Source organism: Tabrizicola sp., from assembly GCF_016792905.1.
Classification (GTDB): Bacteria; Pseudomonadota; Alphaproteobacteria; order Rhodobacterales; family Rhodobacteraceae; genus Tabrizicola.
This window is the reverse complement of the sequence record NZ_JAEULP010000055.1, coordinates 1-12,243: the sequence shown is the minus strand read 5'-3', so window position 1 is coordinate 12,243 and position 12,243 is coordinate 1. Positions and strand designations below refer to the sequence as shown.

Sequence of the window (12,243 nt, the reverse complement as noted above, 5' to 3'; positions counted from 1 at the left end):
CTACAACAACGCGAAGCGGCAGAGCCGGTCAGCAGAGGAACTGATGACCTCCTTTATCCGTGAGGATGGGAAGGACGGCGAGACCCGCTATTTGACCTTGTCCAAGATCATCGGCCACTGGCTCCGGATGGTCAGGAGGGGTCGCGCAACGCTCGAAGAAGCCTGGATCGCCGTTCAGCAGCAGAACGCCGCAACGATCCAGCCCCCATGGCCCGAGGAACGCTTGCTGCGGGAGTTCAAGGCACTCTTGCGCCTCGACTGCGAAAACCACGGCCCGATGCCTGGTCAGAAGGCCGAGGAAGAGGAAGATGCGGCACCGGAGTTCAGTGACGACGCGCTGGTTCAGTTGTTCGTGCACGAGTGTGGCCGGGACTGGATCTACGTTGCAGTCTGGGGCCAATGGTTTCGGTGGACGGGGAACGTGTGGAAGCGCGATACGGTCAGCGCCGTTGTCCACGCCGTTCGGCTTGTTTGTCGGACCGCCGCAAACAAGAACAACAAGCCTGCAGACCAGCGCCGCCTTGCCAGTACAAAGACAATCTTGGCGGTCGCAAAGCTTGCTGGTGCTGACCCTTCCATCGCGACTGAAGTCGACCGACTGGATCAGCACGTAATGCTGTTGAACACCCCCGAGGGTGTTGTCGATCTCGACACTGGCGTGGTTGGACCGCACGAACGCCGTTTGCTCTTGACGCAGATCACGTGTGCCAGTCCGGGCGTCGGATGCCCCATCTGGATGAGCTTTCTTGAGACCATCACGGGGGGCGATCAGGAGTTGATAGCGTACCTCGCGCGGGTCGCAGGATACTGTCTGACAGGCCAGACGAACGAGCAGGCCTTCTTCCTGCTTCACGGGCTGGGAGCGAACGGCAAGTCGGTCTTCCTGCAGACCCTTGCGCATGTCCTCGGTGACTATGCAGCCACCGCCGCCAGCGACACCTTCATCAGCCGCGGCGGAACCCGTCATCTGTCGGAGATTGCTGGGTTGCGTGGCGCCCGCATGGTGCTGATGTCCGAAACCGAGGCTGACGCGCAATGGGCGGAAGCGCGGATCAAGATGGTGACCGGCGGCGAAAAGTTGCGCGCAAACTTCATGTACAAGGACCTCTTTGAGTTCACTCCGCAGTTCAAGCTCTTGGTTGGAACTAACCACCGTCCGGCTCTCGGCGAAGTCGGGGTGGCGATGCGGCGGCGTCTTCACCTCATCCCTTTCAATGTGACCATTCCGGAAGATCAGCGCGACGCGAACCTGGCCGAGAAGCTCAAGCTGGAAGCCAACGGCATCCTCGGGTGGATGCTCGCGGGCTGCCACGATCTGCAGCGGCTCGGCGGGTTGCGGCCTCCGCCTTGCGTCAGCTCGGCGGTGGAGGAGTACTTCTCCACGGAAGATCGCTTCGGACAGTGGATCGAAGAGTGCTGCGCCGTCGGAGTGGCCTGCAGGGCGACGTCGAAGGCCCTGTTCGCATCCTGGTCTAGCTGGGCTAAGGAGGCCGGGCTTGACCCGAAGTCCAATCGCTATCTCGGGGAGCAACTCAGGTCTCGCGGATTCAGCGACGGAAAGGTGGGCCGCGACCGGGGATGGCACGGCATCGGTCTTCGCTCGCCGCGCCCAGAGGGAGTGGACGGATGAACCCGCTCTCGCCCTTCCACATGTCTCCCGCCGAGCGCCGTGCCGAACTCTGCCGCATTCTCGCCCTGGGCCTGGTTCGCCTCATCCAGCGGCAGTCAAGCGAACTATCCGACCGCACCGGAGAAAGTTCGCTACACTTCCCGCCCGACCAGAGCGGTCATGCAACCCGTGATGAACGGAGACCCGCATGACCACACATGACCCTATTCCCGCGCGCCTAGCCGCGCTGAAGACCGCCACGACGCCTGACCTGAAAAAGCAGTGGCGCGACCTCTTTGACAGCGAGCCGCCGCCCTTCAACAGGCGATACCTGGAATCCCGGCTAGCCTACCGCATTCAGGAACTGACCTACGGCGGATTGAAGCCCGAGACCATCCGGCGGCTGGAGCAGCTGGGTGAGGAACTCGACGGCGGCGACAAGAAAAAGCGCAGCATGCGGCTCGATCGCGATCGCCCGATCACCGGCACGCGGCTCCTGCGCGAATGGCAGGGCGTCGAGCAGGTGGTCACGGTGACGAAGGACGGCTTCGAATGGCAGGGCAGGCCTTACAAGTCGCTCTCCGCCATCGCCCGCGCCATAACCGGCACGCGCTGGAACGGCTGGACCTTCTTCGGACTGAAGAACCATCGGGGGCGGTCATGAACGCGCTGACCAAACCCCTCGTCCGCAAGCTCCGCTGCGCCGTCTATACGCGGAAGTCCTCCGAGGAAGGGTTGGAGCAGGAGTTCAACAGTCTCCATGCCCAGCGGGAGGCCTGCGAGGCCTACATCGCCAGCCAGCGCTCCGAGGGCTGGGTGCTCGTGCGGGATCAATACGACGATGGCGGCGTCTCTGGCGGCACGCTGGAACGTCCCGGCCTGAAGCGCCTGATGGCCGACATCGACGACGGGCTGATCGACATAATCGTCTGTTACAAGATCGATCGCCTCAGCCGCTCGCTGGCGGACTTCGCTAAGCTCGTCGAGGTGTTCGACCGGAATGGAGTGACCTTCGTCTCGGTGACGCAGTCGTTCAATACGACCACGTCCATGGGAAGGCTGACGCTGAACATCCTCTTGTCCTTCGCCCAGTTCGAGCGCGAGGTCACAGCCGAGCGCATCCGCGACAAGGTTGCTGCCTCTCGGCGCAAGGGGATGTGGATGGGCGGGGTGCCGCCTTACGGCTACCGCGTAGAGAACCGAAAGCTAGTGGTCGATGACGGCGCAGCCGAGCATGTGCGCTGGATCTTCGCGCGCTTCATCGAGATCGGCTCCTGCACGATCCTGGCGCAAGAGGTTGAGGCCAAGGGTCTGCGCACCTCCCGCGGCAACCGGATCGACAAGAAGTACCTCTACCGGATGCTGTCGAACCGCGCCTACATCGGAGAGGCCGTCCACAAGGTGGACAGCTACCCCGGCGAGCATGACGCGATCATTGACCGCGAGACGTGGGACCGCGTCCACGCCATCCTGCAGGAGAGTCCGCGAAAACGTGCCGCCCGGACTCGCGCCGACACGCCCGCGCTGCTGAAGGGACTACTCTTCGGTCCCGATGGCGCCGCGTTCTCGCCGACCCACACCCGCAAGGGCGGCAGGCTCTACCGCTACTATGTCAGCCAGACGGTGCTGAAGCACGGCGCGGGGGCGTGTCCCATCGGCCGGGTGCCTGCGGGGGAGATTGAGGCCGCCGTCATCGACCAGCTTCGCGCCGTGTTCCGCCAGCCCGAGATCGTGGCTGGGACATGGAAGTCGGCGCGGACGCAGGACGACGGAATCACTGAGGTTGACGCTCGCGCAGCCCTCCAGAAGCTCGATCCATTGTGGGACGAACTCTTCCCCGCCGAGCAGGCGCGCATCGTGGCGCTGTTGGTCGAGCGGGTCGAGATCCGCACCGAAGGGCTGAACGTCCGGCTGCGTATGGACGGACTGGCCGGGCTGGCGCGCGAAATCACCACCGACCTTAGAGCAGCAGCATGATCCGCGACACGCCGATTCCCGACACCGTCACCATCCACGTCCCTTTCCGCATCGTGAGGCGCGGTGGGCGGAAGGAGATGGTACTGCCTGCAGACGTCCCGACCCAGCGCCGCCCCGACGATGCCCTCGTCAAGGCGCTGGCACGCGCCTTCCGCTGGAAGCGCATGCTGGAGTCGGGCGAGTTCGCGTCGATCTCCGAACTGGCCGCGAGGGAAGGCATCGCCTTCACCTACATTGCCCGGATCCTGCGCCTGACACTGCTCTCGCCCGATATCGTGGAGACGATTCTGGACGGGAAGCAAGGGCCGGAGATCACGCTGGCGCGGGCTCTGGAGCCGTTTCCGGTTGAATGGTCAAGGCAGACATCAGATAGATAGCACAATCCCCTGAGCACCTTTTGCAAGCCGTGCCGCCAAGAGGGGGTAGTGCAAGAGATTGGCAGGGGCAATATGGCCATCAAGAAGAGCGACATCTACCGATCCCTTTGGGAAAGCTGCGACCAGCTCCGTGGTGGCATGGATGCGTCGCTCTACAAGGATTACATCCTCACGCTCCTCTTCGTGAAATATGTCTCCGACCGCGCTGGCCAGCCTGACGCGCTGATCGAGGTGCCGCCCGGGGCCTCCTTCAAAGACATGAAGGCCCTGCGCGGATCGAAGAACATCGGCGAGGGGATGGACACGATCATCGCCCGCATCGCCGAAGAGAACGACCTCAGCGGCGTGATTGATCGGGCCTTCTTCAACGACCCCGAAAAGTTCGGGCGCGGCCAGAAGATGATCAACACGCTCACCGCGCTGATCAACATCTTCAGCAGGGAAGAGTTGAACTTCTCGAAGAACCGGGCCGACGGCGACGACATCCTCGGCGACGCCTACGAATACCTGATGCGCAACTTCGCGACCGAGGCGGGCAAGTCCAAGGGGCAGTTCTATACCCCGGCCGAGGTCTCGCGCGTCGTCGCCGCCGTGGCGGGCGTCAGCCGCGCGACCAGCCCGAAGCAGACGGTCTATGACCCGACCTGCGGCTCGGGCTCGCTGCTGCTGAAAGCCGCTGAGACCGCCCGTGTGCCGATCACCATATTCGGGCAAGAGATGGACATCGCCACCCGCGGCCTCGCGCGCATGAACATGATCATGCACAACCGCGCCACGGCCGAAATCGCGCAGGGCGACGTGATCGCCGAACCGCACTTCCTGGCCGACGCCCACACCCTCCAGAACTTCGATTTCGTCGTCGCCAATCCGCCCTTCTCGGCCAAGGCCTGGGCGGCGGGGCTGACCAGCGAAACCAAGTATGGCCGCTTCGACGATGGCGAACCGCCCGCCAAGAACGGCGATTTTGCGTTCCTGCTGCACATCCTCGCCTCGATGAAGGCCACCGGCTCGGGCGCGGTCATCCTGCCGCATGGCGTCCTGTTCCGCGGCAATGCCGAGGCGAAGCTGCGCGAGAAGATCCTGAAACGCGGCTACATCAAGGGCGTCATCGGCCTGCCCGCCAACCTGTTCTACGGCACCGGCATCCCTGCCTCGATCATCGTGCTCGACAAGTCCGAGGCTATCGCCAACCGCCCGGTCTTCATGATCGACGCCTCCAGGGAGTTCATCAAGGACGGCCCCAAGAACCGCCTGCGCGAGCGCGACATCCACAAGATCATAGACGCTTTCACGCGCGCCCAGACCATCCCCGGCTATTCCCGCCTCGTCCCCTTCGACGAGATCGCCCGCAACGACTTCAACCTGAACATCCCCCGCTACATCGACGGCTCCGACCCCGAGGATCTGCAGGACATCACCGCCCACCTGCACGGCGGCGTGCCGGAGCGGGACATCGACGCGCTGGGCGAATTCTGGGCCGTCATGCCCACGCTGCGCGCCACGCTGTTCGGGCCGAACCCGCGGCCGGGCTATGCCGATCCGCTGGTTGCACCCGATCAGGTCCGCGCGACCATCCGCAACCACCCGGATTTCGCCGCCTTCCGCGCGCAGGTCACCGCCATCCTGGACGGCTGGATCACCGCCAACACCCCCCTCCTGATGGGCATCAAGCAGGGCGACCACCCGCGCGACCTGATCTTGCGCCTGGCCGAGGACATGCTGGCGCGCTTCGACGCCGCCCCCCTGGTCGACAAGTATGAGGCCTATCAGCGCCTGATGGCCTATTGGGCTGCCACCATGCAGGACGACGTGTTCATCATCGCGGGCGGCGGCTGGGTGGCGGCGCGCGATCTGCGCGAGGCACGAAAGGAAACCAGCGACGACGGCAAGGTGAAATGGCTGGAAGAGGGCGACCTGACGGTGAACAAGGTCCGCCTTGTGGCCGACGTGATCCCGCCCTCCCTGATCACTGCACGCTTCTTCGCCGACCTCAAGGCGGCGCTGGATCAGGCCACCGCAAGGGCCGAGGAACTGGGGCGCGAGATCGAGGAGCTGGCCGAGGAACACGGGGCCGAGGGCGGGCTGTTCGAGGAGCTGATGGCCGACGGGGCCAAGCTGACGGCGGGCGGCGTGAAGGCGCGGCTGAAGGACAGGGGCCTGGAGCCGGATGAGAAGGCCCTGCTGAAACAAGCGGCGGCGCTGTTTGAAGCGGAGGCTGAGGCGAAACGCGCGGCGAAAGAGGCGGAGGCGCGGCTGACCGAGGCCGTGCTGAAGAAATACCCCGCCCTGACGATGGGCGAGATCCAGACCCTTGTGGTGCAGGACAAGTGGCTGGCCGACATCACCACCGCCATCGGGGCCGAGGTCGAGGCGCGGACGGAAACCCTGACCGCCCGCGTGCGGGTGCTGACCGAACGCTATGGCCAGACCCTGCCGCAGATCATGGACGATCTGGCCGGGCTGGAGGCCAGGGTGGCCGGGCATCTGGTGGCGATGGGGGTGGCGGGATGAGTGAAGCCCAAGCACTCCCCAACGGTTGGGAAGTGGTAAAGCTCTCTGATGTCGGCACGTTCAAGAGTGGTTCCGGCTTCCCACTGAACGCCCAAGGCAAGACTTCCGGGCGCTACCCGTTCTTTAAGGTGTCCGATTTTAGCAACGACGGAAATGAACGGTCTTTGAACAGGGCAAACCACTATATTGACGAAGACGACAGGCGGCGCATCGGCGCGCGTGTGTTTCCCGCCGGGACCATAGCTTTTGCGAAGATCGGCGCGGCTATCTTCTTGGAGCGAAAGCGTCTAGTCGATCAAGAAAGCTGCCTCGACAATAACATGGCGGGCTACATTCTGCAGGACGGTCAGGTTTCGCGTGACCTCGTTCTCGCCAACGTTCAACAGTTTTCACTTGGCAGCCTCGTGGCGTCAACAGCACTTCCTGCTATCGGCAGTGGGGAGCTGAATAGTATTTCGTTCCCGATGCCATCTTCTCCCCACGAACAACATGCCATCGCCGCCGCGTTGTCGGATGCGGATGGGGTGGTGGCGGGGTTGGAGCGGGTGATCGCCAAGAAGCGCCTGATCAAGCAGGGCGCGATGCAAGACCTCCTCACCGCCCGCCGCCGCCTCCCGGGGTTCTCGGGGGTGTGGGAGGTGAAGCGGCTGGGTGATCATGTGCGTTTCTTGAAGAACGGCACACATTCCCGCGCTCAACTCTCCGAGCATGGCCCCGTCAAGAATTTGCATTACGGCGACATCCATGGCGCATTGTCGATCTTTCTCTCGCCCGCGACCAAGCCGATGCCGACGCTGGACTCTGTATCCGCCGGGCGACTGGACAGGCTGGCTGCTGGCGACCTCGTATTCGTTGACGCATCAGAGGATCTTGCTGGTGTTGGCACATCGGTGGAAATTACCGATTTGGGTTCGACAGAAGTCGTCTCGGGGCTTCACACCATTGCCGCGCGCTTTGATAAATCGGTCTTGGTCGATGGGTTCAAGGCTTTCCTTCAGTTTATGCCAGCGTTTCGAAGTCACCTTTGCCAGTTGGCCGCGGGAACAAAAGTTCTGGCAACTAACCGGAGCCATATCGCAAGCGCAGAAATCCCGCTGCCGCGACCTGACGAACAGCAAGCTATCGCCGCCGTCCTCTCCGACATGGACTCCGAAATCCAGACCCTCGAGTCCCGCCTCGCCAAGGCGCGGGCGGTGAAGGAGGGGATGATGCAAAATCTTTTGACAGGGCGGGTCAGGCTGGTCTGACTGGGTGACAATTTCCAAGGGGGTATTTCCATGGCCATCGGCGATCCGGAACGCGCCACGCAGAACCGCATGATCGCACAGATGTGCGGCGATACCTCTGGCAAGGTCGGCGGCCTCGGCTGGCGTTACCTTGGCGACTGGCAGAAGCGCGAGGGTAACGCCAACATCGAGCCCTCGCTGCTGCGCCCCTGGCTGCTCGCCCGTGGCCATGACCCCGAGGTGGCGACCAAGGCCATCGCCGAGTTGCAACGCGCCGCCCGGATGGACGGGCTGAAGCTGTATGAATCGAACCGCGCCACCTATGACATGCTGCGCTATGGCGTGCAGGTCACCCCCGGCCCCGGGGAGGCCCCGGTCACCGTGCGCTTTGTCGATTGGGACACCCCCGCCGCCAATGATCTGGGCGTCGCCGAAGAGGTGGCCGTCACGGCAAAGAACCCCAAGGCCTATAACAAGCGCCCCGATCTGGTGATCTATGTGAACGGCATCGCGCTGGGCGTGGTGGAGCTGAAGAAATCCACCGTCGATCTGGGCGCGGGCATCCGCCAGACGCTGGACAACCAGCGCCCCGAATTCATCCGCCACTTCTTCACCACGGTGCAGATCACCTTCGCGGGCAACGACATGCAGGGCCTGCGCTATGCCGCGATCCAGACCCCGCAGCCCTATTGGCTGGCGTGGAAGGAAGAGAGCAAGATCGTCAATCCGCTCGACCGCGATGTGGCGCAGATGCTGGCGCCCGCGCGGTTTCTGGAACTGATCAACGATTTCATCCTGTTCGATGCCGGGATCAAGAAGGTCACCCGCCCCAACCAGTATTTCGCCGTGAAGGCCGCGCAAGAGGCGGTGGCGGCGAAAAAAGGTGGGATCATCTGGCAGACCCAAGGCTCGGGGAAAAGCCTGATCATGGTTATGCTGGCCCGCTGGATCCGCGAGGCCCGCCCCGATGCGCGCATCCTTGTGGTGACAGACCGCAAGGAACTGGACGACCAGATCGAGGCGGTGTTCGGCAACACCGGCGACAAGGTGCGCCGCGCGAAATCCGGCGCCGACCTGCTGGCGGCACTGGCCGACCCCAAGGATCGGGTGGTGTCCTCGCTCGTTCACAAGTTCGGGCGGCGGGAAGAGGACGAACTGGGCGCGATGATCGCCGACATCCAGCGCGGCCAGATCGGCGCGCCGGTGGGCGAGTTCTTCGTCTTCATCGACGAGGCGCACCGGACGCAATCGGGCAAGCTGGCCGGCGCCATGCGGACGATCCTGCCGGGTGCGGTGTTCTTCGGCTTCACCGGGACGCCGCTTCTGCGGTCGGACAAGCAGACCTCGCTCGAGGTGTTCGGCCCCTATATCGGCACGCCCTACCGCTTCAACGAGGCGGTCGAGGATGGCGTCGTGCTGGACCTGCGATACGAGGCGCGTGACATCGACCAGCGTATCGCCTCGCCCACAAAGATCGACGAATGGTTCGAGGCCAAGACCAAGGGTCTGACCCCGGTGGCCAAGGCGACCCTGAAACAGCGCTGGGGCACGTTGCAGCGCGTGCTGTCCTCGAAGGACCGGCTGGAGCAGATCGCCAACGACATCATCATGGACATGGAGCTCAAGCCGCGCCTGAAGGCTGGCCGCGGCAACGCCATGCTGGTCGCGGGCTCGATCCCCGAGGCGTGCAGGCTGTTCGAGATCTTCCGCAATTCCGGCTCGGACCTCGCCGGGAAATGCGCCATCGTCACGTCCTACACGCGCAACGCCTCGGAACTGACCGGCGAAGAGGCCGGGATGGGCGAGACGGAAAAGCAGTACGTTTATCGCGTCTATGACCGGCTGATGACCGATCTGGGCACGGATGAAGAGGCCTACGAGGCCGAGGCCCTGCGGAAATTCCGCAAGGAACCGGCACAGATGAAGCTCCTGATCGTCGTCAGCCGCCTGCTGACTGGGTTCGATGCACCGACAGCGACCTACATCTACATCGACAAGCAGATGCGCGATCACGGGCTGTTCCAGGCAATCTGCCGGGTGAACCGCCTGGACGGGGACGACAAGGATTACGGCTATGTCGTCGACTACAAGGATCTGTTCAAGAACATCGAGACGGCCGTCGAAGACTACACTTCGGGCGCCTTCGACGCCTTCGATGCTGCCGATGTCGAGGGGCTGATTTCCTCGCGGGCCGAAAAGGCGGGCGAGGACCTGATGACCGCGCGCGATGCGTGGTTCGGGCTGCTGGACCCTGTGGAACAGCCCAAGGGCGACGACCAGGTGCTGGCCTATTTCTCGAGTCCCGGAGGGTGGGAGACCGATCCGCAGGCCGATGAAAAGGCGCGGCGGCGTCAGGCTCTCTACAAGCTGGCGGGTGCCTATGCCCGCGCCTTCGCATCGGTGGCGGATGATCCTGCAGCCTCGGGCGTGAACGACTTGCAGCTGGGTCAGTACCGCAACGAGGTGGAACGGGCGATTTCGCTGCGCGATGCGGTGCGCCTGCACAGCGGCGATGCTTTGGACATGAAGCAGTTCGAGCCCGCGATGCGGCACCTGATCGACACCTACATCAAGGCGGACGAGTCCGAGGTGATCTCGCACCTGGACGACATCAGCCTGATCGATCTGGTGGCGAGCAAGGGGGCGGCAGTCGAGGGGGAGTTGCCGAGTTCCCTGAAGAAGAAGCGCGAGAACGTGGCCGAAGCCATCGAGAACAACGTGCGCAGGCTGATCATCGACGAAACGCCGGTGAACCCGAAGTTCTACGAGCGAATGTCAGAACTGCTAACCGACCTCGTCAAGAAGCGGAAGGACGACGCAATCGCCTACGCGGAATACCTGGAAAAGATCGCGGAACTGGTCAGGGCGGTAAAGGCGGGGCACGGCAGCGAATACCCGCAGTCCATGACCACGCCGGGGCGCAAGGCGCTCTTCGACAATCTCGGTCAGGATGAAGCCATGACCTTGGCGGTCGATGAGGCGATCCGGAGCACAGCGCAGACGGGATGGCGCGGCAACAAGATGAAGGAGCGAATGCTGCGGCGAAAGCTGCTGGAGATCCTCGAAACAGAGGACGCCGTGGACAGCATCATCGAGATCATCCGGTCGCATGATGAATACTGAACTGATCGAGATCGCCGGGCTGTCGGTGGAACTGGTCCGCAAGCCGATCAAGAACCTGCATATCGGGGTCTATCCTCCGGCTGGTCGCGTGCGGGTCGCTGCCCCTCCTGCCATCAGCGAAGACGCCGTCCGGGTCGCGGTTGTGACCCGGCTCGGCTGGATCAAGAAGAAGCAGCGCGAGTTCGAGGGTCAGGCGCGACAATCCGAACGCCGGTATGTCTCCGGCGAAACCCATTTTGTCTTCGGAAAACCGCTTCGGCTTATGGTCCAGCCGAACGACAAGAACCGCTGCGCAATCCGTCCAGACGCTTCGGATCGCCTGACGATGTTGGTGCCAGCAGGCTCAACGTCCGATCAGAATGCACGCAGGATGGCGACGTGGTACCGATCGCAGCTGCGGGAAAAGGCCGCTCCCCGTATCGTCAAGTGGTCGGATCGGCTGGGCGTACCGGTACCGCGGTGGGGCATCAGGTTGATGAAGACGAAGTGGGGCAGCTGCAATCCCGAAAAGGGGCTGGTGTGGTTGAACCTCGACCTAGCAAAGAAGCCTCAGGCCGCCATCGACTACGTCATCCTGCATGAAATGGCCCATTTCGTTTCACCGCGACACGACGAACTCTTCCTGAACACCCTCGATCGTAACATGCCGGGATGGCGGCAAATCCGATCTGACCTCAACGCGCTGCCCCTGTCGGATGGAAGCTCCGTCTGAAAGTTCGATTTCTGTTCCATTCCACGAACGCCACTGGCGTCGAAGTGCTCAGGTTCTGCGAGGAACTGTCCCCATATTTTCAACTGGTTACGGGCTCTACACCGAAATCGCGCAGTCGAGAGGTCCGGAGAATATCGGGCTCAAGAGAACGTGTCCGGCTGCTGTGGCGAGGGCGTCAGTGCTCAGCCCCATCCGCATAACCTTCGAAAACAACGAGAAATTCCGGCCGCAGCCGGATCGGGAGAACGCTTTCGCAAGGGCAAGTGGCGGAGAGGAAGGGATTCGAACCCTCGAGACGGTTCCCCGCCTGCACCCTTAGCAGGGGTGTGCCTTCGACCACTCGGCCACCTCTCCGCCGACCCGTATAGGGGCCGGCCGGCGTGCGAACAAGGCGATTTTGGTGCTGGCTCCGTTGTCTATCAGTTGCCACCGGCACGGCCGACCCTGGCGGATGAGCCGGCGGAGCCGAGTTCTATTCAGTCCCTGGGTGGAGGCAGGGATCGGACATCTCCCGGGCCGGCGGCCAATGATCCTCCGCAAACTTTCCACCCTTATCCACCTCGCGATGTGCGCGTGCGCACAAGCGGATAATACCAGCGGCCGTCCTTGGTGACTCACGAGGGATTCCCAAAACGGCAGCATTCTGACTCACTGCGGTGGCGGCAGTGGGGAGCGGGAATGTCGGCAGCGGTGAAGGTGACGAGGACG

The 12,243-nt window shown here is 63.2% G+C and carries 8 protein-coding genes and 1 tRNA gene; 8 read left to right on the top strand and 1 reads right to left on the bottom strand.

Going from position 1 to position 12,243, the window contains the following annotated elements; all coding sequences use genetic code 11:
* The 8 genes from JNL31_RS11540 to JNL31_RS11505 all read left to right on the top strand — a co-directional run.
* Window positions 1-1,630 (top strand): phage/plasmid primase, P4 family (locus tag JNL31_RS11540; protein ID WP_294973377.1); only part of this gene is annotated, 1,630 nt, incomplete at its 5' end.
* Between the two features lie 187 nt (window positions 1,631-1,817).
* A complete protein-coding gene (locus JNL31_RS11535; protein WP_294973375.1) occupies window positions 1,818-2,273 on the top strand; it encodes a DUF2924 domain-containing protein in 456 nt (151 codons plus the stop codon).
* The gene (locus JNL31_RS11530) at window positions 2,270-3,586 is read left to right on the top strand and encodes a recombinase family protein (protein WP_294973374.1); all 1,317 of its coding nucleotides are present in this window, start codon (window positions 2,270-2,272) and stop codon (window positions 3,584-3,586) included. The genes JNL31_RS11535 and JNL31_RS11530 overlap by 4 nt, the downstream gene beginning before the upstream one ends.
* Window positions 3,583-3,963: a hypothetical protein gene (locus JNL31_RS11525; protein WP_294973372.1), complete on the top strand. Its 381-nt coding sequence runs from the start codon at window positions 3,583-3,585 to the stop codon at window positions 3,961-3,963. The genes JNL31_RS11530 and JNL31_RS11525 overlap by 4 nt, the downstream gene beginning before the upstream one ends.
* A 72-nt stretch (window positions 3,964-4,035) precedes the next feature.
* Window positions 4,036-6,474 carry a class I SAM-dependent DNA methyltransferase gene (locus JNL31_RS11520; RefSeq protein WP_294973370.1) on the top strand — a complete coding sequence of 813 codons (2,439 nt, stop codon included), beginning with the start codon at window positions 4,036-4,038 and terminating at the stop codon, window positions 6,472-6,474.
* Window positions 6,471-7,721, top strand: a complete 1,251-nt coding sequence (locus JNL31_RS11515) for a restriction endonuclease subunit S (protein ID WP_294973368.1) — start codon at window positions 6,471-6,473, stop codon at window positions 7,719-7,721. The genes JNL31_RS11520 and JNL31_RS11515 overlap by 4 nt, the downstream gene beginning before the upstream one ends.
* A gap of 30 nt (window positions 7,722-7,751) precedes the next feature.
* Complete coding sequence (locus JNL31_RS11510; RefSeq protein WP_294973367.1) at window positions 7,752-10,823, top strand: type I restriction endonuclease subunit R; 3,072 nt, start codon at window positions 7,752-7,754, stop codon at window positions 10,821-10,823.
* On the top strand, window positions 10,813-11,535 hold the full coding sequence (locus tag JNL31_RS11505; protein WP_294973365.1) for a SprT family zinc-dependent metalloprotease: 723 nt from the start codon (window positions 10,813-10,815) through the stop codon (window positions 11,533-11,535). Before JNL31_RS11510 ends, JNL31_RS11505 begins: the two co-directional genes overlap by 11 nt.
* Before the next feature lie 264 nt (window positions 11,536-11,799).
* Here JNL31_RS11505 and JNL31_RS11500 read toward each other — a convergent pair.
* Window positions 11,800-11,889, bottom strand: a tRNA-Ser gene (locus JNL31_RS11500).
* Between the last annotated feature and the right edge of the window lie 354 nt (window positions 11,890-12,243).

Coding starts and splice junctions, on each gene's coding strand:
- JNL31_RS11515 (WP_294973368.1), top strand. CDS start 6,471: ATGAGTGAAGCCCAAGCACTCCCCAACGGTTGGGAAGTGGTAAAGCTC.
- JNL31_RS11520 (WP_294973370.1), top strand. CDS start 4,036: ATGGCCATCAAGAAGAGCGACATCTACCGATCCCTTTGGGAAAGCTGC.
- JNL31_RS11525 (WP_294973372.1), top strand. CDS start 3,583: ATGATCCGCGACACGCCGATTCCCGACACCGTCACCATCCACGTCCCT.
- JNL31_RS11535 (WP_294973375.1), top strand. CDS start 1,818: ATGACCACACATGACCCTATTCCCGCGCGCCTAGCCGCGCTGAAGACC.
- JNL31_RS11505 (WP_294973365.1), top strand. CDS start 10,813: ATGAATACTGAACTGATCGAGATCGCCGGGCTGTCGGTGGAACTGGTC.
- JNL31_RS11530 (WP_294973374.1), top strand. CDS start 2,270: ATGAACGCGCTGACCAAACCCCTCGTCCGCAAGCTCCGCTGCGCCGTC.
- JNL31_RS11510 (WP_294973367.1), top strand. CDS start 7,752: ATGGCCATCGGCGATCCGGAACGCGCCACGCAGAACCGCATGATCGCA.